Source organism: Halomarina oriensis, assembly GCF_009791395.1.
Taxonomy (GTDB): domain Archaea; phylum Halobacteriota; class Halobacteria; order Halobacteriales; family Haloarculaceae; genus Halomarina; species Halomarina oriensis.
Window position 1 is genome coordinate 1 of record NZ_WSZK01000014.1, and the last position, 24,290, is coordinate 24,290.

The following is a 24,290-nucleotide window of genomic DNA, read 5'->3' on the forward strand; positions in this document are numbered from 1 at the left end:
CCCCCCGTGGTCAGGACTCGCTCGCGCGTCGTGTCGTACTCCCGTTCCGAGTCGTCGTGGCGCGTTGCGACGCCGACGGCGACGTACCCCGACCACGCGGCGGCGACGACGCTGGCGACGAGGAGCAGCGTCGACTCGGTGCCGAACGTCAGTCGTAGGGCCTCGCTCGCCGCCCCGTCGAGGCTGGACGGCCGGCCGAGTCCGTCGACGCGTGCCGGAACGACGACCAGGCGAGCGGCCGCCACCAGCGAGAGCGGAACGACCGCCCACGCGGTGTCGAGGAGCGTCTCGACGTAGCCGTCTCGGCCCGGCGCGACGACGAGGTGGACGAGCCACGCCAGCATCGGCCACCCACAGAGGACACCCAGCAGTGCCGTCGGCCAGTAGCCGCTCACGGTCGACGCGGCGTGTTCGCCGAGGTCACGTTCGACCCGTTCCGGCTCCGAACAGCCCCGGCCGACGGTGTCGTCGAACACGCCGGTCGTGTCGTCGCACACCCAGTCGGCCGGCCGGTTCGGGTTGTCGACGCTGACCGTCCCGGGGACGTCGAGGAACGCGTCCGCGGCGACGACGACGCTGGCGGCGTGCAGGAGGGCGACGGCGAGGACGACGGCGGCGGCCACGCGGGGCGACGTCGCCTCCTCGAACACACGGGTCGGTCTGAGCAGTCGTTCGAGCGGTGTGGGGAGGGCCATAGCGTTCGTGACGGACAGTGGAGTAAATATCTCGTGGTCGCGCCGCTACATCGAAAGGCCCTGTACCCCCGACCACCGACCGTCGGCAATGACCGACTACTTCGAGGTCCACGAGCGCGACGGCCCCGCCCGACTGGGCGAGGTCCGCCTCTCGGACCCACTGCGGACGCCGGGACTGGTCGACGAGGTGCTCGACGACTCCGGGAGCGTGTGGCCCGAGGAACGCGAGCAGTTGGCGGGCAGTGACGACCGACTCACCGTCCTCCCCCACCGCGCGTTCCCGGCGGGCACCGACGAGCGTGTCGCCGACGCCTTCGCCACCGACTACCCCGACGTCGACTTCCCGAGCGTCGCCGTCGTCTCGGGCGACACCGCCGCCGACTACGGCGCGGACGCCTACGCGCTCTCGGAGGCGGCGGGCATCGCGGGCCACGCCGCGGCCTTCGTCGAGACGGTCCTCGACGTGCGCGAGGAGATTCCACCGGACACCGCCCTCTACTGTTCGGGCCTCGCCACGCCAGCCAACGTCGCCACGCTCGCGTACGCCGGTGTCGACCTGTTCGACACCGACAAGGCGTACGTCCGCGGACTGGAGGGGTTCTACTGCTCGACGGACGGCGAGGCGTTCCTCGAAGACCTCGACGAACTGCCGTGTGCCTGTGAGGCGTGTCGAACGCCGCGCGAGGCGTTCGACCACGAGGACTGTGCCGAGCACAACGTGAACGCCCTCCGGGCCGAACTCGCCCGCGTCCGCCAGCGCATCCGGTCGGGTCGACTCCGAGACTACGTCGAGGGGCAGGCCCGCCACGAGGCGTGGCTGACCGCGCTGTTCCGGCGACTCGACCAGCAGTACGGCTACGTCGAGGAACGCACGCCCATCTCCCGGCGCGACGAACTGCTCGCCGCGAGCGACGACTCGCTCAAGCGCGTCGAGATTCAGCGCTTCGCCGACCGGGTGACGAGTCGCTACCACAACCGGTTCGACGGACCGCTCGTGCTCGTGCCGTGTTCGGCGCGCAAGCCCTACGGCGACTCCCAGAGCCACGCGCAGTTCCACAAGACCATCGACTACCGCGCGCACAAGGTGTCGATGACCTCGCCCATCGGCGTTGTTCCCCAGGAGTTGGAACTCACCTACCCCGCCCAGCACTACGACTCCGTTGTCACGGGCGAGTGGAGCGAGTCCGAAATCGAGTTCGTCGCCGAGGTGCTCGCACGCTACCTCGATTCGACCGACTACCCGCGCCACGTCGCGCACGTCCCGCCCGGTGGCTACACCGACATCGTGGAGCGAGCGACCGAGAAGGCCGACGCGGACGTGACCTTCGAGTTCACCGTCGCCGACCACCCGACGACCGACGAGTCGCTCGCGGCGCTCGGAGAGACACTGGAGGGCGAAGCGCGCTACCTGAAGCGCGAACGCGAGCACAACACCGTCCGGGCCATCGCGGACTACCAGTTCGGCGGTGGGTCGAGTGACGTCTCGACCGGGTCGGTCGAGAACGCCGGCGACGAACTGTTCGACCACATCTCGACGGGCGGGCGCTACCCCTCCCTGCGCGTCACGAGCGAGGGTGAACAGTGGGCGACGCTCGTCCCGCAGTACGGGACGCTCTCGCTCACGATGGCGGGGGCGAGACGCTGGGTCGAGAGCGACGTACCGACGAAGACGGTCGAAATCGACGGGTTCGTCCCGCAGGGCAGTGTCCTCGCGCCGGGCATCCTCGACGCGGACGGCGACATTCGGGTCGGCGACGAGGTGGTCGTCGAGGGGCCACGCGCGTTCGCCGTCGGCAAGGCGTCGATGTCCGGCGACGAGATGGTGCGCTCGACGCGCGGCATCGGCGTCGACGTGCGCCACGTCGAGGAACGGTAGTCGGCCGCACGGGACCCGTTCTCGGGTGCCGCCAAAGTCAGTCTTTAGTGGCGGCTAATCGTACGACGGGACGGATGTGTCGAGCGACCGCCTCGGGTGAGACGCGGTGACCGTCGGTCTCCTGCTCCAGTCGTCGGAGCTCCAGTCGTTCATCCGCGAGTACGCCGACTACGGCCCGCTCCTCGCCTCCTTCCTCGTCAACATGCTCGGGACGTTCGGCGACAAGGGCCAACTGGTCGTCGTCACGCTCGCCTCGCGGTACGACGCCAAGCGGGTGTTCCTCGGCGCGATGGGGGCGTTCTGTGCGTGGAGCGCGCTCGAAGTCGTCTTCGGACAGGCGCTCTTGAGCGCGGTTCCCCCCGGCGTGATGGGGCCGCTCACCGGCCTGCTGTTCGTCGTCTTCGGTGTCTGGACCGCCAAGAGCGCGGCAGACCGCGTTCGGGTCGACCGGCGCACGAAGCCCTCGCGGACCGACGGCGGCGTCGAGAGCGGTCTCTCGGGCCGACTGCTCCCCGACCCGGTGCTCGCTCGGGTCGGTGCGTACGGCGGCGTGTTGGCGAGTTTCGTCCTCGTCGGCGTCGCGGAGTTCGGCGACAAGACCCAACTGTTGACGGTGAACCTCGCCGTCGTCTTCCCCGACGCACCCCTGTCGGTGTTCGTCGGCGTCGTCGCCGCACTCGGCCTCAGAACGGGCGTCGACGCCGTCGTCGGCGAGCGCGTCGAGGCGTACCTCCCGACGGCGGCCATCGAGGCGGGCGCGGCCGCCGTCTTCGTCGCGTTCGGCCTGTTCGCCCTCGGCTTCCTCCCCGAGAGCGGCCTGTTCGCCGTCCTCGTGGCCGTCGTCGTCGGCGTCGTCGCGTGGGGCCTCCGCTCGCGGCGAGCGTGAGCAGGAGTCGACACACCGAACGTTCTTGGTTCGTGACGCGAACGAACGCGCATGGACCGGTCCCTGCTCCTCGCGGCGACGTTCCTCCTCACCGTCGTCACCTCGACGGTCGGTACCGCCAGTGGAGCGCTCCCGTTGGTGCTCGGCCCCGGCCTCCTCTCGACCGCTCTCTCATAGGTCACCAGCGTCGGCGTGTTCCTCGGCGTGCTCCTCGGTGGCTGCCTCGTCGGCTACCGGACGAGTGACGCGTCCGACCCCTACCTGTCGTTCGTGGTGCCCGCGTTCGTCGCCGGCGGGGCGGGTGCGGCGCTCGGGTCGGTCCTCGGTCTCCTCTCGTACCAGGTCCTGGTTCCGCAGTTCGGCGCGTTCGTCGGGACGCCGGTCGGACCGGTCGGCGGGCCCTCCGGTGGCGTCCCGTTTCTCGGAGTCCTCGTGGCGGCCCTCACCACCGCCCTCACGCGTGGGACCGTCGTCGCGGGGGCCGCCATCGCCCACGACGAGTCACCGGGAGCGACGCCGCTGAGCGAGTACCTCTGAGAACGGCCGACGCTCGCCCGAAGCCAACCTTTTCACCCGATGGCGCGTCAGTCGTCACCATGGAACCGGTCTCGCTGGGTGTTCCCCAGCCAATCGTCGACTCGCTCCCCGAGGACGGACAGGGCACCGCTCAGGACATGCAACGGGCGGTGCAGGGCCTCGAAGCCCGCATCAACCGCGAAATCGAGGAGTCCGAGGACGCCGAGGTGGTGGCGTTCGTCACGGACGTCGTTGAGCACCTCGAATCCCGCGCGGAGCGCTACGACGAGTTCGTCCCCGAACTGCGGGCGTGGGGCCAATCGCCCATCTACGCCATCGCGTGGCGGAACCTCCAGGCGGACCTCATCGGCCAACTGTTCTCCCACGAGGAGTTGAGCCAGCGCATCGACCGCGAGCGCAACTACCGCATCGCCGAGGACGGCATCAGACTGAGCGACATGTTCAAGGACTGAACGCGGGCGGCGACCCGCTGTCGGACGGGCCGAAGGCACGAGTCGACCCGCCGGCCCTACGCTTAACCGCCCGACGTGCGTAGTGTCCCCCAGTGACTGGACGACAGCGCGACGCCGTCCTCCGGGTCGACCTCACCGCGGGGACGGTCGAGCGCACCCCGGTCCCCGAGCGGTGGCGACGGCGCTACCTCGGGGGGAAGGGTCTCGGGGCACGCTACCTCTACGACGAACTCGACGCCGGCACGGACCCGCTCGGCCCCGACAACCTCCTCGGACTGGTCTGGGGGCCGCTGTCGGGCTACCTGCCCGGCGAGTCCCGTCTCGCCGTCGTCACGAAGTCGCCGCTGACCGGCGGGTTCCTCGACTCGTACGTCGGCGGGGCGGTTCCGGACGCGCTCGCCGGTGCCCTCCCGGACTGTCTGGGCGTGTTCGTCACCGGCCGGGCGAGCGACCCGACGACGCTCGTCGTCGAGGCCGACGGGAGCGCCCACCTCGACCGGGCCGACTGCTGGGGGGCGACGACCGACGAGACCGACGCCGCCTACGACGGCGCGGTAGCGTGTATCGGCCCTGCCGGCGAGCACCGGGTTCGCTACGCGACGGTGGCGACCGACGGCGGCGACCACCACGCGGGCCGGGGCGGTGTCGGGGCCGTCTTCGGCGCGAAACGGCTGAAGGCCGTCGTCGCGCGTGGCGACCCGCCGACGCTCCCCGACCCGCTCGTCGACCTCCAGAAGACGGCCGAGCGACGGTACGACGAGAGCGACGTCGGCCGGTGGCAGGCCGTCAGCGGGACGCTCGAGAGCGTCGACTTCGCCGACGCGGCGGGCGTCCTCGCCACCCGTGGCTGGCGGGAGTCGCGCTTCGAGGGGAGCGAGGGTATCGGCGTCGCGGCGGCCCGCGACGCGGCGACCGAGCGTGAGGGCGACGAGACGGGCGGGTTCCGTGTCGAGACGAGCGACGGCGACGCCGTTCCGCGCGGGGCCGCCTCGATGAGTCTCGGTGCCGGCCTCGGCATCGACGACTTCGACGCCGTCGCCACGCTCGGCGCGACCTGCGACCGACTCGGTATCGACGTCATCGACGCCGGAAGCGCCGTCGCGTGGGCCGTCCGCGCCGGGGAGTCGGGACTGCTCGACCGCTCGCTCTCCTTCGGCGACCCGGCGGCGGCCCGCGAACTGGTCGTGGCCATCGCCCACCGCGAGGGGACGCTGGCGGACACGCTGGCCGACGGCCTCGACGCGGCGGCCGCCCGTTACGGCGGCGCGGCCCTCGTCCCCTCGGTCAAGTCGATGGCGCTGCCCGCGTACGACCCGCGCTCCGCGCCCGCGATGGCGCTGGCGTACGCGACGAGCGACCGGGGGGCGTGTCACCGACGTGCCCGCCCCATCGAGACCGAGGCGTTCGACGGCGAGCGCTGGACCGACCGCGAGCGCGTCGAGCGAGTCGTCGGTGCCCAGACCGCGCGGTCGGCCCTGTGGAGTCTCGTCGCGGACGACTTCGTCGGCGCGACGCTCGAGGACCTCGGCGCACCGTGGCTCCGGGCGCTCGGGGGCGACCACGACGCCCGGACGCTGACGACGCTCGGCGAACGCGTCTGGACGCTCACCCGTCTGTTCAACGTCCGCGAGGGGTTCGACCGCCGAGACGACGCGCTCCCCGGTGCGCTCACCCGAACGCCCGCGGACGGCGACCGGGCGCTCTCCGGTACGGACTTCGAGCGCCTGCTGTCGACGTACTACGCCGTCCGTGGCTGGGGGCCGGAGGGGCGGCCGACCGCGGCGACGCTGGAGCGGCTCGACCTCACGGGAGTCGCGGACGCCTCGACGCCGCTCGACGACCACGCCGTCACGCTGGAGCGACCGGCCGACGACTGACGGGCCGTGTTCGCCTCCACACGCTCGACGGCGAGCGACACCGCCGTCGGTGCACGGAGCGTGTCGAGGTCGGAGGTGCGTGCTCCGACGCGCCGGCGAACGGGATTTATGCGTTTCGGCGTCCTGCGACAGGTATGGAACTCCAGTTGCGGTTCTTTGCGAACTTTCGTGAGGCCGTCGGGCAGAAGACCGTCGCCCGGCAGTACGACCAGGGGACGACCGTCGGAGAGGTGCTGGCCGCCCTCGAAGCCGAGTTCGACGGCCTCGAAGGGGAGTTGCTGGACGACGCGGGCGACATCCGCCCGCAACTGAGCGTGCTGAAGAACGGCCGCGAAGTGCTCCACATCGACGGCACCGCGACGGACCTCGACGAGGGCGACACCGTCTCCGTCTTCCCGCCGGTGGCGGGTGGATAGATGCGCGTCGAGAAGTCCTTCCGCGGTATCTCGAAACGACTCGCCACACACTACCTCGGGAACCTCGGCGGCGAGCGTATCGAGGGTGACCCCGAAGGCGAGGGGCCGGTCACCGTCGAGGGGAGCGACTGGACGGCGACGCTCACCGCCGAGAAGGTGGACGTCGCCGCCTCGATTCGGCTGACGGAGGTCACCGTCGTCTTCGAGGGCGAGGAGGAGACGCTGCCGGAACTGGTCGACGACTTCTCGCAGAAGGCGATGCGCGCGGGGGGATGAACGGCGACCCCATCGACGGCCCCGCCCTGTTGCTCGCGGCCGCGAAGGCGAGCGTCGGGCCACAGCTCCTCCCGGACCTGGTCGACCACGTGCAGGCCCACCTCGGGCCGCGACTCGACGAGTACCGTCGGCGCTACGAACTGGTCCACGAGAGCGACGACGCCTGTCTCTTCCTCGTCGAGGCCGACCATTGGGAGACCATCGACGAGCACGTCGAACTCGAACGCCGCGAGCGTGACGCGGTCGAACGGGCCCACGAGGAACACCTCCGTCGACTGGGGGACAGTCTCGGCCGGAGCGAGGAGTTCGAGACCGCCCTGGAGATTCGGACCTGCGTCGTCGTCGGGAAGAACGTCGAGTGACGGCGAGCGAACACTTGTGTCCCTGCCTGGCGAACCGTGGGTATGCGCGAGACGGACACCATCAGCGTCACCGGCAGCGGCACCGACCGGCGGAAGCCCGACCGGGCACAGGTCGAGTTCCAGGTGAACGAGCACGCCGCCGACCGAGCGACCGCACGGGCGGCGACCGACCGTCGGTCGGCGGCGCTGTTCGAGACGTTCGCGGACCACGGCGTCGCCGAGGAGGCGTTCCACTCGGCGGCCTACACCGTCAATCGACAGCGTCCTGGCCCGAACGACACGCACGACGAGCGGTTCACCGTCACCCACGTCGTTCGCGTCGAGACGAGCGACCTCGACGGCCTCGGCGACCTGTTGACGGCGGCCGTCGACCGGGCCGACGCCGGTGTCTCCTCGGTCCGACACACGCTCGACGACGCTACCAGGGACGACGCCCGTGACGACGCGCTGACGCGGGCGGCCGCCGACGCGGAACGACAGGCCGAGACGCTCGCCGCCGCGACGGACCGGTCGCTCGGCGCGGTCGAGTCGATGACGACGCAGTCGGGACCCAGCCCCCGCGGTGAAGCGCTCGGCGCGTCGTTCGACACCGGCGGTGGGTCGGGGAGTCGGCCGGCGGCCGACCCTCGCCCCGGACCGGTCGAGACGAACGCTCAGGTGACGGTCACCTACGCGCTGGAGTGACCCCGCTCACTCCGGCGAGGCGTCCTGAACCTCGAAGACGACGGCCTGTTCGACGTACTCCTCGTCGCCCTCGGTTCGGAGTTGGACGGTCGCGCCGGGCAGGTCGCCCGACTCGGTGTAGTCCTGTGGGACCGAAATCGCCACCACGTCGTCGTAGCTTACGACCTTCCGGAGGACCGACCGGCCGTCGTAGTCGACGCGCTCCCAGGAGTCGGTCTCCAGGTCGTCGACGTCGAAGTAGCTCTCCGAGTCCTGTGGGGGGTCGTCGACGCTGTGGTCCCCGGCCGCCTCTTCGGCGTCGGCCTCCCGGTACTGATGCAAGTAGACCAGCATAGCCCGACCACTCGCGCGGGGGTGGTAGCAGTTGACGTGGCAGGGGCAGGCCGGCGCTCACTCGCCCACGACGGTCGGCCCGGCGACGAGACTCGTGAACACTCCCGCGACGTGGCACTCCGCTCGGCGAATCTCCAGACCCGCCTCGCGGACGACGCCCTCCGGGTCCTGGTTCCACCGACAGCCCATGTCCTCGAAGTGCCACGGCGCGAGACGGTCCTGTCCCCACGCGACCGGGCCGAGACTGGACCGTCCGTGCTCGAACAGGAGGATGCGACCGGCGGGCGCACAGACACGAGCCATCTCCCGGAGCGCGGCGACGGGGTCGGGGAACGTACACGTCGAGAGCGCGGAGACGACGGTGTCGAACGCGTCGTCGGCGAAGGGGAGGCGCTGGGCGTCGGCGTGGGCGAGCGTCACCTCCCGGCCGAGCGAGGCGGCCTCGCGGCGCGCCCCCTCCAGCATCGGCGTCGAGAGGTCCACCCCGACGACCGAACAGCCCTCGGGGAGGTGCTGGAGGTTCGACCCCGTCCCACAGGCCACGTCGAGCACGTGGCCCTGCGCGCGGGCGAACAGGCGCTCGCGGTAGCGCCCGAGCAGTCGCTCGTTGAGCGCGGCGAACCGCTCGAACGTCTCGGCGGCGTCAGCGTAGATGAACTGGAGTTCGTCCGGCGACTTCGCCGGGCGGTCGGTCTGGTGGCTCATGAGTGTGGGTTAGTGTGGAGGGAGAAAGCGGTTGGCTCGGACGTGGCGTGGGGACGTATCTCGCCGGTACTGTCAGACGTGTGCCGCGAGTGTATCACAGGCCGAAGAACAACAGGAGTAGAACGTTCATGACAAAGATCACGCCGAGAATCAGTGCGACAGTCCACGCGACGTAGACGAGAACCTCCCTGCTGACAATCACGCTCATAAACGGTCCGTTATCAGCTACTCGCAATAAACAGTCGTACTGTGATAGCCCCACGCTCTCTGCCCAACAGTTGTTGCTGACCAAACCGGGACGACGATATCTCTCGTTCACTCACCGGCGACCAGTTCCTCGTACTGTGCGCCGGTCTGTTTCAGCGTCGCCGTCGAGTAGAGACGTTCGTGCTCGAACGGCAGGTACTCGGCCGCCAGTTCGTCTATCTTCTCGTCGACGGCCCCCTGTTCGCGGCCGTGAATCATGGTGAACAGGTTGTACTCCCAGTCCTGGTCGGGGCGGCGCGGGCGGTGATAGCAGAGCGTGACGTACGGGAGACTGCCGACCCGTTCGCCGCGGGCGTCGAGTTCGTCGTCGGGGACGTTCCAGACGACCATGCAGTTGGCGTCGAAGCCGGTGACGACGTGGTTGACGACACAGCCGATGCGTTTGATACAGCCGTTCTCGCGGAGTCGCTCGATGGCGTCGACCACCTCGTCGGTGGTGGCGTCGACGGCCGCGGCGACGTCGGCGTAGGGCGTGAGGGTGAGCGGGAGGCCGTCCTGCACCTCCAGCAGGAGGCGTCGGTCGAGGTCGGTCAGGTCCGCCGTCGCGGACTCGGAGATACGGGTCGCCGTCACCTCGGTCTCGGTGAGGGACTCCCGTGCGAACCGGTCGGCGTTGACCACCGGGAACTCCAGGTCGATGTAGTAGTCGGTGAGCATCGGGAGGTTCAACACGTCGAGACCGGTCCGTTCCTCGATGTCCGCGAGGATGGCGTCGCGGGTCTCGCGGGCGGCGGCGGTGACGACGAACCACATGTTCCACTCGTGGTCGCGCCGGTAGTTGTGGTTCACCTGCCGGTAGCCGTTGATGACCTCGGCGACCGCCTCGAAGCGGTCGTCGGGGGCGCTGACGGCCGCGAGCGTCGAACTGCCGATGACGGGCGGGTTGAGCACCGCGCCGAACCGCCGGAACACTCCCGCCTCCCGGAGTCGCTGGACCCGTTCGAGCGCCGCTTCCTCGGTGACACCGAGGTCCGCACCGACCGCCCGGAACGGGTGCGGTTCGACCGGGAACCCGCTCTGGTAGCCGTCGACGAGCGTGGCGTCGACCTCGTCGAGGGCAGCACGCCAGTCACCACGGGGAGCCTTCATCGTCGTCGCTACGCGTCTGGGGAAAGTGGGGGTTTCGGTCCGAGACGGTGGTCGTCGCGTGGTCGCTCCCCGACGGTCGGACCTGTGCTGTCACGAGCTAGCTCTTTCCCGACCGGTCGCGTGGAGTGGGTATGGAGTGGAAGACGCTGGACGGTGCCGTCGTCGTGTTGACGGGTGGCACCAGTGGCATCGGTCGCGTCGCCGCCGAGCGGTTCGGCGAGTTGGGCGCGGAGGTGGTGCTGGTCGGTCGTGACCGGAACCGTGGTGTAGCGACGCTCGAAGCGGTCCGCGAGAAGGGCGGTGACGGTCTCTTCGTCCGGGCGGACCTCGGTCGTCTCGACGCCGTGCGCGGCGTCGCCGAGGCGGTCGAGGAGCGCTACGACGGGGTGGACGTGCTGGCGCTCAACGCCGCGCTGTCACTGCCCGAACGGGAGGTGACCGAGGTCCCCGGTGGCCGGGTCGAACGCGTGTTGCTCGTCAACCACCTCGCGCCGTACCTGCTGACCCACGAACTGGTCGGTCACCTGGAGTCGACACCGCCGTCGCGGGTCGTCGTGACCGCCTCGGGTGTCCACACCCGTGGCGAGTTACGACTGGACGACCCCACGTACACCGAAGAGTACGACGCGCTCGGGGCCTACGCCCGCTCGAAACTCGCCAACGTGCTGTTCAGCACGGAACTCGCCGAGCGTCTCCCCGCGGGAGTGGACGCGCTGGCCTACCACCCGGGGTTCGTGCCGGGAACGAGCCTCTACCGCGAGACCGGCGGCGCGTTCGGTCTCGCCGTCCGAGTCGCCTCACTGCTCGGTGTCGGTCGCTCGGTCGAGCAGGCGGGACTGGACCTCGTCTACGCCGCCGGTGCTCCCGAGTTGGCGGACGCGTCGGGCGGCTATCTCGTGGGGCGGGACCTCGAAGCGCCCGACTCGCGGGTCGGTAACGACACGCTCCGGGAGCGACTGTGGGACGAGAGCGCGCGCCTGCTCGACCTCGACCCCGACTGGCTCTGAGCCCACTCGACGGCGCGTGTCACGCTCCCGTCGCCTGGAAAGACCCTTACCGTGGGCCGACTTACCACGCCGTATGTCCGTTCCAGAGTGGGTCACGCTCGGCGAGGGAGAGGAGGTCGTCTGGTCGGGGACGCCCAGTCTCCTCGTCGCGGTCCGGTCGCTGCTCGTCGGGGCCCTCCTCGTCGTCGCCGGCATCGTCGTCTACGGCTTCCTGCTCACGCCGGAGTTCGAGTTCCGCTGGGTCGCGTGGCTGCTGATACCGCTCGGGATGCTCGTCGTGGCCGTCGCGTACGTCCACCATCGGTCGACACGCTACGTCATCACGACCAACGAGGTGTACCGCAAGGAGGGCCTGCTCTCCCGGCAGGTGACGAGCCTCCGACTCGACCGCATCCAGAACACCTCCTTCGAGCAGTCGCTGCTGGAACGACTCCTGTCGTTCGGCGACGTGCGCGTCGACACCGCCGGCACTGGCGGCACCGAAATCACGTTCGAGGCGGTGTCGGACCCACAGGAGGTCAGCGGCCTGCTCACCGAGCAGTTGGACCGGCCCCCACGGTGAGACGGCCGTTCGCGCTCGCTCAGTCGGTCTCGTGTCTCGGCGAGCGGTCGTCGCGCCCGCCGAGCGTCCCCGCCGCACCACCGTCGCCGCCGTGTTCGGCACCCAGTCCGCGGCCGTAGACCACCATCGGTTCGCCGCCCTCGGGGTCGAACGGTTGGTAGAGTGCCTCCCACCCGCGGTCCTCGTAGAACGCTCTGGCGGTGGCGTTGTCGACGCCGGTCGTGAGCACGCTCGTCGCGTGCGTACGGCCCGCGAGGAGGGCGTCGTGGAGTCGCCCACCGACGCCCCGGCCACGCGCTCGCTCGACGACGCCCAACTCGACGAACTCGAAACAGTCGTCGAACCAGCGAGCGTAGACGGCCGGCGGGACCACGCTCCGAAGTGCTTCGTGGTAGTACTGGCCCGGACTGCTCGTGTAGCCGTACGCGTAGCCCACGACCCCCCCCGTCCTCGACGGCGGCCACGCCACGGTAGCCCGGGAACTCGGCGTGCTTGCGGAACGCGACGCGTCCCTCGCGCCCCCAGATGCGACGGTAGCACTCGACGGCACCGTCGAACGCCGGGGTGTCGGGAGCCAGAGTCACGAGGTCCATACTGCGGTGATGCAGGGCGGCGGGTTACCTCTGTCCCCGACGACCGGTCGTGTGCCCCCGGCGAGCGTCACGGCGACCCCCCGCTCGCCGGGCGGCCACGCGAACGGTAACGCTTTCGACGCCAGCGACCCGAGACGCGACCATGGCGACAGCGACATCCGAGTTCGGCGAGTGGCCGCTGAAACGGCTGATGACCGAGGTCGTCGGGACCGGACACAAGTCCGCCGACGACATGACCCGCGAGCAGGCCCGCGAGGCGTTCTCGCGCATCCTCGCCGGCGAACCCGACCCCACCACGCTCGGCGCGTTCTGGCTGGCCAATCGCTGGAAGCGCAACACGCCCGCGGAACTCGCGGCGTACGTCGACGTGATGGCCGAGGAGTCCGTCTCGTTCGCCGCCCCCGACTGTGACCCGGTCGACTGCGGCGCGAACTACGACGGGAAGGGCCGGACCGCGATTCTGGGCGTCGGCGCGGGTCTCGTCGCCGCCGCCGCGGGCACGCCCGTCGTCGCCCACTCGGGGGACCGCGTCCCGACGCAGAAGCAAGACGCGTACAAGCACGTGCTGGACGAACTGGGCGTCCGGACCGACCTCTCCCCACGGCAGTCCGCCGACATGACCGACGAGGTGGGCTTTGGCTTCTACTACCAGCCGAACTGCAACGCGGCCGTCGCGACCCTCGCCGACCGCCGCGACCAGATGGGCGTCCGCACGTTCGTCAACACCATCGAGACGCTGGCGAACCCCGCCGAGGCGGACGTCCACCTCGGCAGTTTCTACCACCTCCCCTACGCCAAGCGCATCATCGACACGTTCGAGGCGAGCGAGCGCTACGACGTCGGCCGTGTCGTCATGTTCCAGGGGATGGAGGGGTACGACGACATCCGCCCCGGGTCGACGACCGTCGCGGTCGGCGAAGACGGCGAGATGGACGACTTCACCATCGAGACGCCCGACTACGGGATGGACTTCGAGAGCGAGGACCTCGCCGTCGAGGACGTCGCCCGCGATTCGGCGACCGTCACCGAGGCCGTCCTGGCCGGCGAGCGTGACGACCAGTTCGCCGACGCCATCGCGCTCAACGGCGCGTTCCGTATCTACGCCCGCGGCGACTGCGAGGCCCTCGACGAGGGGTTGGCGACGGCCCGCGAGGTCATCGACTCCGGCGCGGCCGCCGAGACGCTCGACGCGCTCCGCGGGTTCTGAGTCGGTCGTCGTGACTCGGGGAGTCGACCGGTCGCCGTCCGTTCCGCTGGGGTGCTCGCTCAGTTGGTCCGTTCCGAACCTCCCTCCTCTCTGACCAGCGCGACGTTGCCGAGGGACTGCCCTGCCGTCACCGTCGCCTCGCGGGTCAGCGCGTAGAGGACGCCGTCGTCACCGACCGTCGCCTCCTGCAACACCGCGTAGTTCGCGGGGTCGTAGAGCGTGCCGAGCGGGTCGCCCGCCTCGACGGTCTGTCCCACCGCCCGGTTCGGGTGCGGGCGGAACAGCCCCGAGTCGGCCGCCTCGACGCTCCCGAGGTGGTTGCGTGCGAGCGTCTGGTCCGTCGCCGTCGGCCGGCCGTCGAGCATCCCCAGCGAGCGACAGACGTCGAACAGGCCCTCGACCCCCGTCTCGATGGCGGGTTCGACCAGCTGTTTGTTGTGCGCCAGTTCCGGGGTGATGGCGGGGATGCCGGCCTCGCTCGCGGCGACGCGGAACTTCCCGTCGAAGTCACGCTCGCTCCACTCGGTTCGCTCGTCGTCGTCGGCCGGTTCGCCCAGCAGGAGGCCGGTCCCGAACGCCTCGGCGAGGGCACGCGCACCCGCGTCGCCCTCCTTGAAGACGACGTGAGTGAGCATGTCCGGGCCGCCGGTGTGGAGGTCCACGATGGCGTCGGCCTCGCTCGCGTACGCCCAGAGCGTGGCGGCCATCCGTTCGTGGAGCGTCCCCGACTCGTCGCCCGGCCAGACGCGGTTCATGTTCGCGTTGACCGAGTCGAGGCGCTCGGGCGTCGTGTACGACACCCGGTCGAACGTCAGCGGGTTGGCGACGGGAACGGCGACCACTCGCCCCCGGAGTGCCCCGGTGTCGACCCGTTCGTGGAACCGTCTGAGCACCTCCGCTCCGTTCACCTCGCGGCCGTGCTGGGCGGCCTGTACGTACAGCGTCGGGCCGTCGTCGGTGCCGTAGCTGTGGACGGTCGTCTCGATGCGGACGCCGGAGGGGAGACGCGCCAGCGTGACGCGCTCGCTCTCGTGCATGGTCGGAGGGTCGGCCGCGCCGTGCTTGTACCTGCGGGCGGCGACCGCCCGCGAAACCGGACCGAAACGTGCGAGGCTGCAAGCGGCGAGTACTAATGTCCCGCTGGCGTGTCGTCACGTCCATGGAGCTCACACTACTCCAAGCAGAAGGTGCCGTCGGGTCGATTATCGGGTTCGTCGTCAGCCTCCTCATCGGTGGCCTGGGCATCTACGTCGGTGCGCGGGTCATCGCGGGCGTCGACGACTACTCGAAGGCGGTCATCACGGCGCTCATCGGGGCCATCGCCTGGGCGGTCGGGTCGCTGATTCCGCTCGTCGGCTTCCTCGTGGCGCTGGTCGCCTACCTCGCCGTCGTCAACTGGCAGTATCCGGGAGGTTGGCTGCGAGCGGCGGGTATCTCGTTCGTCGCCTGGCTGGCCTCGCTCCTCGTCCTGTTCGTCCTCGCCCTGCTGAACGTCGTGGCGTTCGAGGCGCTCGGCGTTCCCGGCGTCTGAGCCGCCACGGACCCGGCGTTCCGTCGGAAGCACCGGCACGCTTTTCCGCGCCCCCTCCGTCGCGTCGGCCATGGCTGACGACAACCCCCACGCTATCCTGAAGACCAACAAGGGCGACATCGAACTCGAACTCTACGAGGAGCGTGCGCCCCGAACCGTCGAGAACTTCGTCGGACTGGCGACCGGCGCACAGGAGTGGGAGGACCCACAGAGCGGCGAGACACGCAACGACTCGCTGTACGAGGGGACCGTCTTCCACCGCGTCATCGAGGGGTTCATGATCCAGGGCGGCGACCCGACGGGCACCGGTCGCGGCGGCCCCGGCTACCAGTTCGACGACGAGTTCCACGACGACCTGACCCACGACAGCGAGGGCACCCTGTCGATGGCCAACGCCGGCCCGAACACCAACGGGTCGCAGTTCTTCATCACGCTCGACGCGACGCCCCACCTCGACGGCCGACACTCCGTGTTCGGCGAGGTCGTCGACGGGATGGAGGTCGTCAACGAGATCGGCTCGATGGACACCGACGCCAACGACAAGCCCGCCGAGGACGTCGTCGTCGAGTCCGTCCAGATTCGCCGGTAAGTCCTCCCGGTCTATCCTCGCGTTCTCCCGGTCCCACGAGTGCAGCGTCCGGTCGCCGACCGGCCCCCCTCACCGACAGTCCCAACCCGCCCCCGGGCGAACGGTCGGCCATGAGTACCGAGTCGGACGCCGACGACCGGAACGTGCTGGGCGAACCGCTCGAACCCTGCAGCGGGGCCCCCGAGACGGGCTACCTCCGCGACGGGCACTGTCGGGCGCTTCGCCGCGACCCGGGTCGCCACGAGGTGTGTGCCGAACTCACCGAGGCGTTCCTGACGTTCACCGCCACACGGGGTAACGACCTCACGACGCCCCGTCCGGAGTACGGGTTTCCGGGGCTGGAACCGGGCGACCGCTGGTGTCTCTGTCTGCCGCGGTGGGTCGAGGCGTACGAGGCCGGCCGCGCACCGCCGGTCGTGCTGGCGGCGACCAACGAGGCGGTGCTGGAGGAACTCGACACCGAGACGCTGTGCGCGAACGCGGTCGACGACGAGTGAGCGTCCACCGACAACCGACAGCGACTAACCGGGTTGTGGCGAACGAACGGGCATGAGCGCCGAGGAGGACGCCGACGCCCCTATCGACCCGAGTACCATCGGCGAGCGTGACGCTCCCCCCGTCGAGGAGAAGCCCTACAAGATCATCTTCGAGGCCAACAAGTGCATCGCCGCCGGGAAGTGCGCCGAAGTCTCGGCGAACTGGGAGATGGACCTCTCGACGGGCATCGCGCGGCCGGCGACGTACTTCTTCGACGAATCGGAACTGGAACACAACGTCCGCGCCGCCGAGGTCTGCCCAGCGAAGAAGGACCGTGGCGTCATCCACGTCGTCGACCGACGGACGAACGAGGAGGTCGCCCCCGACCCACACGGTGACGGGACGCTCAGCGTCGACTGGTAATCGCAACGGCCTTTTCGCTCGCTCCCACAGGTCGGGGTACGCGGGAGTGGCCGAGTCTGGCCAAAGGCGGCGGACTTAAGATCCGCTCTCTCAGGAGTTCGTGGGTTCGAATCCTACCTCCCGCATTCTTCCGCACGAACGGCCGTGAGTGCGGGCAATCGGGAGCGTAGGATCCGAAGTAGGGGGTTCGAGCCATCGCTCCGGCCGCGACACGAGCTCTTGCCACGCCACCGTCCACCACCGACTCGGGGACGGCACGGACGGCGAGGGGACCGGTGTCACCGACCGCCGACGTAGTCGGTGTTCGACGAACGCGGCGTCGGAAAAGGTGGTCTCGGCCCCCCGACGGTCACGAGGCCGCCGCGGGGTCGGTCGTGACTACGACGACCGTCGGAGTCGTCGGACTCCCTTTCGGAGCAGTCTGAGGACGGTGAGGATGCTCGACGCGTAGTACGCGAGTCTGAACAGTTTGCCGATTCGTGACGCCATGGCTCCTCGTTGTGTGGCCGCCGGCAACAGTCTGTGGCTTTCGTGGTGAGCGACCGGTCGCGCTGACCTTTTCCGTCACAGCGGCCTACCCGGTGGTGATGAGTGACCTCCCGGAGCAGGCGCGGCGGGCGTTCGACGGCCACGACGCGTTCAGCGAGGCCGACGAGGGGTACGAACTACAGACGACGGCGTTCGGGGGACGCGTCACCGCCGAGGAGACGGAGGGGTGGGCGCTCCGGTACGCGCTCACCGTCGGCGTCCCGACACTCGACGCGGCCGTCGAGGAGGACGTCGGCGAGCATCTGGAGGAGGGCTGGTTCGAGACGTACGAACTCAGACTCGAAGACGCGCCGGGAGCGGTCCGGGACTCGGTGGACCTGGAGGGAATCGACGTCCGGACCGAGGACGGGGACGCCGTCGCCACGTTCACCTTCACGTTCGGGAACGCCGACCGAGCGCCGGACGTGGCCAAGGCCATCGCGGAGTACGTCGAAGGGACGTACATGGAGGGCATCGTGCCGGGGTTCACTTACCGGCCGCCCGTCGCGGGGCTGCTCTCGAAGGCCCGGCAGGGCGAGGACGGCGGGAGCGGACCGATGCCGCTCTGAGGGCGTCTGTTCGGCGAGGAGGGCGACGGTCGGTCAGGCCGTCGCGGCGGTCGCGCTCTGCCCGACGATAATCTGACGGACGTCCGAGAGCGCCTCGAAGTCGGCGATGACGACGACTCGGTCGCCCAGTTCGAGGGAGGCGTCGGAGTCGGGGAGTCCGACCGACTGGCCCCGCTTGCCGAAGCCGAGCAGTTTCGAGTCCGCCGGCAGTTCGAGTTCCGAGAGCGTGTAGCCACGCATCGGGGACTCCTCGGTGACCGTGAGTTCGACGAGTTGGATGTTCTGAGCGACGTCGGCGATGGCACGGACCGTCCCGCCCATCAGCGCGTTCTTCGCCGCTATCGCGCCGAGTCGTTCGGGGTAGATGACCTCGTCGACGTCGCTGGCGTACTTGCTGAGGATGTACTCGCGGTAGTCGTTGTCCACCCGGAGGACCGTGCGACAGCCGTAGGCCTTCCCGACCATGCACGCGACGAGGTTGACCGTCACGTCACCGGAGAGTGCCGCGAGGCCGTCGGCTTCCTCGATACCGACCGCGACGAGGTCGCTCTCGCTCGACCCGTCACCCTCGACGATCTCGAACTCCTCGTCGGGCGACCGCTCGGCACGGCCGCTGTCGTACTCGACGACGGTGACGTCGTGGCCCTCCTGCGTCAACACGCGCGCCGTCCGACGGCCGACACGCCCAGCACCCACGATAACAAATCGCATGATTGTTCATCCGGGCCATCCCGTATAACTGTATCCCCGGCGGCGAAATTTTACCCTCCGTCGCACTACGGCGGGGTATGGACGAGTCGAGTGAAACCCACGACGGTACGACCGAGGAGACGGTTCGAGTGTGGCTGGTCGAGCGAACGTACTCCGACGACGAACAGAACCTCATCGTCCTCACCTACGCGACGCCGGACGGACGGCGCGACTTCCGCAAGGAGCGTGCCCTGACGAGTTTCAGCGACGACCGGCCGACGACGGCCGCCCTCGACGTGTCGCCGACCGACCTCGGGACCGTCTCGGACGAGGAGACGCGAGAGCAGTACGCCGCGGAAATCGAGCGTCTCCGCGAGCAGTACGGCCCGGACGACGCCATCTGAGCGACGGTGGGCGGCGAGTGCGCGCGGTCAGTGCCGCGAGCGGACGAACTCGCGCTGTTCGCGGACACGTGGCGGGAGGTCCTCGTAGAGGTGGTCGAACACGTCGTCGGGGTCGGCGGTCTCGGTCTCCTCGACGTGGTCGACGGCGTCGGCGACCTCTTCGGTCGCCGCCTCGCGCAACTCCTCGACGGTGTCTTCGTCGACGACGCCCGACTCGGTGAGGTACTCGACGTAGCGTTCGACGGGGTCGCGGGTCCGCCACTCGGGGAGGTCGGGGTCGTCGTCGCGGTACTTCGAGGGGTCGTCGCTCGTCGTGTGTGGGCCCTGCCGGTAGGTGAGGCTCTCGACGAGGACGGGCGTCCCGTCGCGGGCGACGTCCATCGCCGCCGAGACGACCTTGCGGACCGCGAGCGGGTCCATCCCGTCGACCTGCACGCCCTCGATGCCGTAGGCGTCGGCTTTCACCGCGATGGAGTCGCTGGCGGTCTGTCTGTTCTGCGGGGTGGAGATGGCCCAGTGGTTGTTCTCACAGAAGAAGACGACCGGCGCGTCGAAGACGCCCGCGAAGTTGACGCCCTCGTGGAAGTCGCCCTCGCTGGTCGCGCCGTCGCCGAAGTAACAGAGCGTGGCGCTCTCGTCGTCCTCGCGGTAGTTCTGTGCCATCCCGATACCGGCGGCGTGGGGAATCTGGGAGGCGATAGGGACGGCCTGCGGGAGGACGTTCAGGTCGTGGTCCGAAGCGTACTCGGCGTGGCCACGGCGGAAGGCGAGGATATCGCTCATCGGCACGCCACGGGCCAGTTGCATCGCGTTCGAGCGGTACGTCGGCACCAGCCAGTCGCCCTCGCGCATGGCGTGGGCGGCCCCGACCTGCGAGGCCTCCTGGCCCTGGAACGGTGGGTAGCCGGACATCCAGCCACGCCGCTGGAGGGCGAGCGCTCGTTCGTCGAACCGTCGGGCACGGACCACGTCGCGGAGCAGGTCGAGCGCCGCCGCCTCCTCGAACCCCGTCTCGGAGAACGGACGCTCTGCGATGACCTGATGCATACGCCGACGGTGACGGGAGGAGACGAAAGTGGTTGCGGTGTGACTCCCCGAAGACACTTATCAGCCGAGTTGAACGTAGGGGTATGTCGCCCTCCCGTCGCGCCGTCGTTCGGCACGCTGTCGGCGTCCTCTCGCTCGCCACGCTCGCCGGGTGTACGAACGACGACACGCCCGCCACCCGGTCGTCGAGTGGCCCCCCGACGAGCGCAGTACCGACCGACACCGAGACGACACGGCCACCGACGACGGTGCTGACCGAGACACCCGTCGTCGCGTACGACGACCTCACGGCCAGTGAACGGTCGACGTTCGACCGGGCGCTCGCCGCCGGTGGTCGCGTCGAATCGTACCACCCGGTCGGTCGGTTCGACGAGCGAACGCTGGTTCGCCACGAGGGCACCGTCTCCGTTGCCGTGTCGAGGGACAGTGGCCGAAACGAGGCGGAGTATCGACTCACGGCCGCTCCGTCGTCGTCGACGCCCGACGACGAACCGGTGCCGTTCGAGGACCTCTCGGCGGAGGCACGGACGGCCGTCGAGGCGGCCATCGACGACGAGTACGTCACGGAGACGATGCCGAACGTATCGAGTGACCTCGTGGTCTACGAGAGTGAGACGTACACGCTGTCCGTGACCGTCGCCGACCGTCGACTCTGGGTGCTCACCGTGAGGCCCGTCGAGTGACCGTGCGACGGCGAGAGTCGATACCCCGAAGTGTCCGCCGCTCGTAGTTCGGATATGGTCTCGCTCGCCGGCGTCGTCGGAACGCTGGTCCTCGTCGGTCTCAACACCGCCATCGCCGCCTTGCTGACACGGTTCTTCCGGGTCCGTCTCGACACCCGCTGGGGGCCGGTGGTGTTCACGCTGTTCATCACCCCCGTCGTCCTCATCGCCCCGACGCTCCTGCTCGGGTCGGTGGTCCCGCCCGTCTTCGAGAGTCCGGCGGCACTCATCGCTATCGCGCTCCTCCTCCCACTGACGATGGGCGTCGCGTTCGACTACCTCTGGATGCCCAGTCCCGACGAGGTGGACCTGCCGACCGACTACCGCCAGGAGAACTCGCCGCGGCGCTGACGTCCGTTCGCGGTCGCTACCGCACGCCGTCCAGAATCCGCTCGAACGCCTCTTCGACGTCCGCTACGACCGCTTCGGGCGACTGCTCGGCGTCGACCCGGACGAACCGTTCGGGCTGGTAGTCGATGAGCGTCTCGTAGTTGCTCTGGACGGCCCCGAGGTAGCCCGCCGTCTCGAACTTGTCCGTCGCGCCCGCACGCTCCGCGCCCACCTGCGGGTCGACGTCGAAGTACACCGTCGCGTCCGGCGGTCGGGTGAACGGCTGGTGAATCCCACGGACGTACTCCATCGGGCGCTTGAGTTCGCCCGCGAGGCTCGCGCCCTGGTAGGCGTACCGCGAGTCGGAGTAGCGGTCCGAAATGACGAGTTCGTCGTCGTCGAGCGCGGGTTCGACGACCCGCGAGAGGTGGTCGGCGTGGTCGGCGGTGTAGAGGAACAGTTCGGCAATGGGGTCGGCGTCGTCCGTGTCGAGCGACCGCCGGACGGCCTCCCCGTACCAGGAGTCGGTCGGTTCGTGGGTGAACACCGCGTCGGGGTAGACGTCGTGGAGCGCCTCCCACGCGGTGGTCTTGCCGGAGCCGTCGATGCCCTCCAGCGTGATGAGCATAGGTGGCGTTCCCCGGCGGCCGACGTAAACACGGTGATTGGTCCCCGCTCTCCAGAAAGGACTTATCGAGCGGTCGACCAGTTCGGCTATGTCCACCACCGCTCGGTTCCTCCGACTCCTCGGGAGCGCGATACTCGTCTGTGGACTCCTCAGCGCCGCCGGCGGTGTCGTCCTCGCCGAGACGGACGACTGCGAACCACTGTCGGGGGTCGACGTCGTTCGGCTGGGTCCCGACGAGGACGGTCGAACGACCGAAATGCACCAGTACGACGAGTTGAGCGAGCGGGAGCGACGGACGTTCGACGAGGCACTCGCCGACCTGCGTGCCAGCGGTGACGGCTCCGGTTCGATCTACGGAGCGGACGTCTACACCGGGGACCTCGGTGGCACCGTCGTTCACGAGGGAGTTCGGTACGAGGTCGTTCGGGTCGCTGGTGACTGCCCGGACGTCGGTGTCCTCCCGATGCTCGGCGGTGCGGTCGGCTCCGTCCTCGGTCTCCTCGTCCTCGCGGTGAGCCTGCTGTGGAACCGGTGGGACCGTCGGTGACTGTCGTTCGACGCCCTCCAGAACCTACTTCTCAATCGAGACGACGGTTCGTCCATGGGTCTCCTCGCTCGCGTCGGCCTCCTCGTCGGTCTGGTCGTCCTCCTCTGCGGTGTCGTCGTCGCCGGAACCGGCTACGCCGCCCACTCGAACGACTGTGACACCATGCTGCGCGTCACGATTCAGCCGTTCGACTCGAACGTGACCGTCGACGGCCCGACGCGGCAGTACGACGGATTGAGCGTGGCCCAGCAGCACGCCTTCGACGACGCGCACCGACGGCTCGACGCTGGCGAGGCCGCCACCGCGACGAGCGGGTCCTACGACGTCGCGTCGATGGCGGGTGTCGTCGTCCACGAGGGGACGCGCTACGCGGTGACGGAGTCCGTCGAGCAGTGTGGCACCTCCGGCGTGTTCGGGCTGGTCGTCGGTGGGGTCGGGTCGCTCGTCGGCGTCGTGACGTTCGTCGTGAGCTACGTCGCGGGTCGGTACGGCGGCTGAGTCGGCCCGTTCGTGTCGCGTGAGAGTCGGGTGGCCGGAAGCGATTTACTCGCGTCTCACCCTGTGGACGTATGCCCTCGCTCGAACGACTGTTTCGCACGGTGGGCGGTGTCGGCCTCGTTGCCGGTGTCGTCGTGACCATCTACGGGTTCACCGCCAGCGTGGACGTCGTCGCCATGCTCGCGGGCGTCTTCGTCGCGTTCGTCGGTCTCTCGTTGCTGGTCGCCGGCGTCCTCTGGCCGCGGTTCGAGGGACCGGACGGTCCCGGCGCGTGACGACGACCGGCGACGGCCGGTCGGTCGCCGGTCGTCGTCTATCCTGCCGCCCGAGCTAGGTTTACAGTGCCGGCGAGCGATAGTGACGGTATGCGAGTTCTCGTAGTCGGCGGGACGGGCTTCGTCGGAACGGCACTCTGTCGAGAGTTGAACGACCGTGGCCACACCGTCACGGCGCTGTCGCGGTCACCGGACGACGACGACCTCCCGACGGAGGTCGAGACGGTGATGGGCGACGTCACCGCCTACGACTCCATCGAGGGGGCGTTCGAGGGCCAGGACGTCGTGGTGAACCTCGTCGCACTCTCGCCGCTGTTCCGGCCCGACGGCGGCTACGACAAGCACTTCGAGGTCCACCTCGGTGGCACCGAGAACGTCGTGGCGGCCGCCGAGGAACACGGCGTCCCGAAACTCGTCCAGCAGAGCGCGCTCGGTGCGGACCCCGACGGCGACACCGCCTACATCGCCTCGAAGGGTCAGGCCGAACAGGTGGTCCGCGACTCGGACCTGGCCACCGTCGTCATGCGGCCGTCGGTCATCTTCGGCGAGGGTGGCGAGTTCGTCTCGTTCACGAAGAAACTCGCCGTTCGGCCGGCAGCGCCGCTGCCGGGCGGTGGCGACACGCGCTTCCAACCCATCTGGCTCGGCGACTTCACGCCGATGCTCGCCGACTGCGTTGAAGGAACTTCAACGGGCAACCGGAACTCGGGGAGGTCCGGTGACTGCGTCGAGGACGACGAACACGTCGGCCACGAGTACGACGTCGGCGGCCCCGAGGTGCTCACGCTCGCGGACGTGGCGAAGATGGCCCACCGCGCCGACGGCAACTCCTTCACGCCGCTACCGCTCCCGATGGCACTCGCCGACATTGGTCTCGGGGTGCTCGGGGCCGTCGGCGGGCCGATGGGTCGAGACCAGGCGCGTTCGCTGCGCATGGACAACACCGTCGCGGACAACGACGTCACGGCGTTCGGCTACGACGAGGCCGACCTCAAGACGCTCGGGGAGTACCTCGGCCTGTCCTGAAGCGCCGACCCGCGCCGACCCGCGCCGACCCGCGTCGTCTCGACGTGAGCCCCGCCTGTCGGCCGCCCTGCGGCGGCTACGGTCCCCTCGTGTGTCGGTGGGAGGACCGGCCAGCGACGAAACCAGGTCGCTGACAGGTTTGCTCACGCTACTATTCTAGTAACAAGAGTTAACCCACGTTG

At 69.4% G+C, this 24,290-nt stretch carries 33 protein-coding genes, 1 tRNA gene and 1 pseudogene; 26 read left to right on the forward strand and 9 right to left on the reverse strand.

Annotation, left to right across the window (positions count from 1 at the left end; genetic code table 11):
• Positions 1 to 695: pseudogene (locus tag GQS65_RS05995) on the reverse strand (YIP1 family protein); the annotation flags it as partial.
• An 88-nt stretch (positions 696 to 783) separates the two neighbouring features.
• Between GQS65_RS05995 and arcS the strand changes: the two are divergent.
• The 10 genes from arcS (at position 784) to GQS65_RS06040 (ending at position 8,061) form a co-directional block, all read left to right on the forward strand.
• On the forward strand, positions 784 to 2,571 hold the full coding sequence (gene arcS, locus GQS65_RS06000; RefSeq protein WP_158203767.1) for an archaeosine synthase subunit alpha: 1,788 nt from the start codon (positions 784 to 786) through the stop codon (positions 2,569 to 2,571).
• A gap of 106 nt (positions 2,572 to 2,677) precedes the next feature.
• Positions 2,678 to 3,457, forward strand: a complete 780-nt coding sequence (locus GQS65_RS06005) for a TMEM165/GDT1 family protein (RefSeq protein ID WP_368279883.1) — start codon at positions 2,678 to 2,680, stop codon at positions 3,455 to 3,457.
• Positions 3,458 to 3,508: 51 nt separating this feature from the next.
• Positions 3,509 to 3,634 (forward strand): hypothetical protein, encoded by a 126-nt coding sequence (locus GQS65_RS21850; RefSeq protein WP_267902889.1) that lies wholly within the window; start codon positions 3,509 to 3,511, stop codon positions 3,632 to 3,634.
• 27 nt (positions 3,635 to 3,661) lie between these two features.
• A complete protein-coding gene (locus GQS65_RS06010) occupies positions 3,662 to 3,994 on the forward strand; it encodes a hypothetical protein (protein ID WP_158203768.1) in 333 nt (110 codons plus the stop codon).
• 59 nt (positions 3,995 to 4,053) lie between these two features.
• On the forward strand, positions 4,054 to 4,446 hold the full coding sequence (locus GQS65_RS06015; protein ID WP_158203769.1) for a hypothetical protein: 393 nt from the start codon (positions 4,054 to 4,056) through the stop codon (positions 4,444 to 4,446).
• 92 nt (positions 4,447 to 4,538) lie between these two features.
• Complete coding sequence (locus GQS65_RS06020) at positions 4,539 to 6,323, forward strand: aldehyde ferredoxin oxidoreductase family protein (RefSeq protein WP_368279884.1); 1,785 nt, start codon at positions 4,539 to 4,541, stop codon at positions 6,321 to 6,323.
• A gap of 134 nt (positions 6,324 to 6,457) precedes the next feature.
• The gene (locus tag GQS65_RS06025; RefSeq protein ID WP_158203770.1) at positions 6,458 to 6,739 is read left to right on the forward strand and encodes a ubiquitin-like small modifier protein 1; all 282 of its coding nucleotides are present in this window, start codon (positions 6,458 to 6,460) and stop codon (positions 6,737 to 6,739) included.
• Positions 6,740 to 7,015 (forward strand): hypothetical protein, encoded by a 276-nt coding sequence (locus GQS65_RS06030; protein ID WP_158203771.1) that lies wholly within the window; start codon positions 6,740 to 6,742, stop codon positions 7,013 to 7,015.
• Positions 7,012 to 7,377, forward strand: a complete 366-nt coding sequence (locus GQS65_RS06035) for a hypothetical protein (RefSeq protein ID WP_158203772.1) — start codon at positions 7,012 to 7,014, stop codon at positions 7,375 to 7,377. The genes GQS65_RS06030 and GQS65_RS06035 overlap by 4 nt, the downstream gene beginning before the upstream one ends.
• A gap of 42 nt (positions 7,378 to 7,419) precedes the next feature.
• Entirely contained in the window at positions 7,420 to 8,061 is a 642-nt protein-coding gene (locus GQS65_RS06040) for an SIMPL domain-containing protein (RefSeq protein ID WP_158203773.1), read from the forward strand.
• A gap of 6 nt (positions 8,062 to 8,067) precedes the next feature.
• On the opposite strand, the gene GQS65_RS06045 is transcribed toward GQS65_RS06040, so the two are convergent.
• The 3 genes from GQS65_RS06045 to ahbB all read right to left on the reverse strand — a co-directional run bounded on the left by GQS65_RS06045 (position 8,068) and on the right by ahbB (position 10,455).
• Positions 8,068 to 8,394 carry a hypothetical protein gene (locus GQS65_RS06045; protein ID WP_158203774.1) on the reverse strand — a complete coding sequence of 109 codons (327 nt, stop codon included), beginning with the start codon at positions 8,392 to 8,394 and terminating at the stop codon, positions 8,068 to 8,070.
• 57 nt (positions 8,395 to 8,451) lie between these two features.
• On the reverse strand, positions 8,452 to 9,099 hold the full coding sequence (locus tag GQS65_RS06050; protein WP_158203775.1) for a class I SAM-dependent methyltransferase: 648 nt from the start codon (positions 9,097 to 9,099) through the stop codon (positions 8,452 to 8,454).
• Positions 9,100 to 9,414: 315 nt separating this feature from the next.
• The gene (gene ahbB, locus GQS65_RS06055; protein WP_158203776.1) at positions 9,415 to 10,455 is read right to left on the reverse strand and encodes a siroheme decarboxylase subunit beta; all 1,041 of its coding nucleotides are present in this window, start codon (positions 10,453 to 10,455) and stop codon (positions 9,415 to 9,417) included.
• A 131-nt stretch (positions 10,456 to 10,586) separates the two neighbouring features.
• On the opposite strand from ahbB, the gene GQS65_RS06060 reads away from it, so the two are divergent.
• On the forward strand, positions 10,587 to 11,462 hold the full coding sequence (locus GQS65_RS06060; protein ID WP_158203777.1) for an SDR family NAD(P)-dependent oxidoreductase: 876 nt from the start codon (positions 10,587 to 10,589) through the stop codon (positions 11,460 to 11,462).
• A gap of 73 nt (positions 11,463 to 11,535) precedes the next feature.
• The gene (locus tag GQS65_RS06065; RefSeq protein WP_158203778.1) at positions 11,536 to 12,024 is read left to right on the forward strand and encodes a PH domain-containing protein; all 489 of its coding nucleotides are present in this window, start codon (positions 11,536 to 11,538) and stop codon (positions 12,022 to 12,024) included.
• Between the two features lie 19 nt (positions 12,025 to 12,043).
• On the opposite strand, the gene GQS65_RS06070 is transcribed toward GQS65_RS06065, so the two are convergent.
• Positions 12,044 to 12,460 (reverse strand): GNAT family N-acetyltransferase, encoded by a 417-nt coding sequence (locus GQS65_RS06070; protein WP_368279885.1) that lies wholly within the window; start codon positions 12,458 to 12,460, stop codon positions 12,044 to 12,046.
• A gap of 299 nt (positions 12,461 to 12,759) precedes the next feature.
• On the opposite strand from GQS65_RS06070, the gene GQS65_RS06075 reads away from it, so the two are divergent.
• Positions 12,760 to 13,824 carry an anthranilate phosphoribosyltransferase gene (locus GQS65_RS06075; protein ID WP_158203780.1) on the forward strand — a complete coding sequence of 355 codons (1,065 nt, stop codon included), beginning with the start codon at positions 12,760 to 12,762 and terminating at the stop codon, positions 13,822 to 13,824.
• A 59-nt stretch (positions 13,825 to 13,883) separates the two neighbouring features.
• Here GQS65_RS06075 and GQS65_RS06080 read toward each other — a convergent pair whose 3' ends face one another.
• Positions 13,884 to 14,861, reverse strand: a complete 978-nt coding sequence (locus tag GQS65_RS06080; protein ID WP_158203781.1) for a succinylglutamate desuccinylase/aspartoacylase family protein — start codon at positions 14,859 to 14,861, stop codon at positions 13,884 to 13,886.
• A 122-nt stretch (positions 14,862 to 14,983) separates the two neighbouring features.
• Here GQS65_RS06080 and GQS65_RS06085 point away from each other — a divergent pair, with 122 nt between their 5' ends.
• From GQS65_RS06085 to GQS65_RS06110, 6 genes are all read left to right on the forward strand, one after another.
• Positions 14,984 to 15,355, forward strand: a complete 372-nt coding sequence (locus tag GQS65_RS06085) for a hypothetical protein (protein ID WP_158203782.1) — start codon at positions 14,984 to 14,986, stop codon at positions 15,353 to 15,355.
• A gap of 70 nt (positions 15,356 to 15,425) precedes the next feature.
• A complete protein-coding gene (locus GQS65_RS06090; RefSeq protein WP_158203783.1) occupies positions 15,426 to 15,944 on the forward strand; it encodes a peptidylprolyl isomerase in 519 nt (172 codons plus the stop codon).
• A 110-nt stretch (positions 15,945 to 16,054) separates the two neighbouring features.
• Complete coding sequence (locus tag GQS65_RS06095) at positions 16,055 to 16,441, forward strand: DUF2237 family protein (RefSeq protein WP_158203784.1); 387 nt, start codon at positions 16,055 to 16,057, stop codon at positions 16,439 to 16,441.
• A gap of 52 nt (positions 16,442 to 16,493) precedes the next feature.
• A complete protein-coding gene (locus tag GQS65_RS06100) occupies positions 16,494 to 16,844 on the forward strand; it encodes a ferredoxin (protein ID WP_158203785.1) in 351 nt (116 codons plus the stop codon).
• Between the two features lie 40 nt (positions 16,845 to 16,884).
• Positions 16,885 to 16,969 (forward strand) — tRNA-Leu (locus GQS65_RS06105).
• A gap of 462 nt (positions 16,970 to 17,431) precedes the next feature.
• Positions 17,432 to 17,941: a DUF5813 family protein gene (locus GQS65_RS06110; protein WP_158203786.1), complete on the forward strand. Its 510-nt coding sequence runs from the start codon at positions 17,432 to 17,434 to the stop codon at positions 17,939 to 17,941.
• Between the two features lie 33 nt (positions 17,942 to 17,974).
• Here GQS65_RS06110 and GQS65_RS06115 read toward each other — a convergent pair whose 3' ends face one another.
• A complete protein-coding gene (locus GQS65_RS06115; RefSeq protein WP_158203787.1) occupies positions 17,975 to 18,652 on the reverse strand; it encodes a potassium channel family protein in 678 nt (225 codons plus the stop codon).
• Between the two features lie 77 nt (positions 18,653 to 18,729).
• Between GQS65_RS06115 and GQS65_RS06120 the strand changes: the two genes are divergently transcribed.
• Complete coding sequence (locus GQS65_RS06120) at positions 18,730 to 19,035, forward strand: hypothetical protein (RefSeq protein ID WP_158203788.1); 306 nt, start codon at positions 18,730 to 18,732, stop codon at positions 19,033 to 19,035.
• A 27-nt stretch (positions 19,036 to 19,062) separates the two neighbouring features.
• Here GQS65_RS06120 and GQS65_RS06125 read toward each other — a convergent pair whose 3' ends face one another.
• Positions 19,063 to 20,082, reverse strand: coding sequence for a thiamine pyrophosphate-dependent dehydrogenase E1 component subunit alpha (locus tag GQS65_RS06125; RefSeq protein ID WP_158203789.1), 1,020 nt, complete (start codon positions 20,080 to 20,082; stop codon positions 19,063 to 19,065).
• Positions 20,083 to 20,165: 83 nt separating this feature from the next.
• Between GQS65_RS06125 and GQS65_RS06130 the strand changes: the two genes are divergently transcribed.
• Together GQS65_RS06130 and GQS65_RS06135 are read left to right on the forward strand one after the other, a co-directional pair.
• Entirely contained in the window at positions 20,166 to 20,765 is a 600-nt protein-coding gene (locus GQS65_RS06130; protein ID WP_158203790.1) for a hypothetical protein, read from the forward strand.
• Between the two features lie 54 nt (positions 20,766 to 20,819).
• On the forward strand, positions 20,820 to 21,155 hold the full coding sequence (locus GQS65_RS06135; protein WP_158203791.1) for a hypothetical protein: 336 nt from the start codon (positions 20,820 to 20,822) through the stop codon (positions 21,153 to 21,155).
• 16 nt (positions 21,156 to 21,171) lie between these two features.
• Here GQS65_RS06135 and tmk read toward each other — a convergent pair whose 3' ends face one another.
• Positions 21,172 to 21,762 carry a dTMP kinase gene (gene tmk, locus GQS65_RS06140; protein ID WP_158203792.1) on the reverse strand — a complete coding sequence of 197 codons (591 nt, stop codon included), beginning with the start codon at positions 21,760 to 21,762 and terminating at the stop codon, positions 21,172 to 21,174.
• Between the two features lie 88 nt (positions 21,763 to 21,850).
• Here tmk and GQS65_RS06145 point away from each other — a divergent pair, with 88 nt between their 5' ends.
• The 4 genes from GQS65_RS06145 (at position 21,851) to GQS65_RS06160 (ending at position 24,108) form a co-directional block, all read left to right on the forward strand.
• Positions 21,851 to 22,309, forward strand: a complete 459-nt coding sequence (locus GQS65_RS06145) for a hypothetical protein (protein WP_158203793.1) — start codon at positions 21,851 to 21,853, stop codon at positions 22,307 to 22,309.
• A 54-nt stretch (positions 22,310 to 22,363) separates the two neighbouring features.
• Positions 22,364 to 22,807, forward strand: coding sequence for a hypothetical protein (locus tag GQS65_RS06150; protein ID WP_158203794.1), 444 nt, complete (start codon positions 22,364 to 22,366; stop codon positions 22,805 to 22,807).
• A gap of 71 nt (positions 22,808 to 22,878) precedes the next feature.
• The gene (locus GQS65_RS06155) at positions 22,879 to 23,082 is read left to right on the forward strand and encodes a hypothetical protein (RefSeq protein WP_158203795.1); all 204 of its coding nucleotides are present in this window, start codon (positions 22,879 to 22,881) and stop codon (positions 23,080 to 23,082) included.
• A 90-nt stretch (positions 23,083 to 23,172) separates the two neighbouring features.
• Positions 23,173 to 24,108 (forward strand): complex I NDUFA9 subunit family protein, encoded by a 936-nt coding sequence (locus GQS65_RS06160; protein ID WP_158203796.1) that lies wholly within the window; start codon positions 23,173 to 23,175, stop codon positions 24,106 to 24,108.
• Positions 24,109 to 24,290 lie beyond the last annotated feature (182 nt).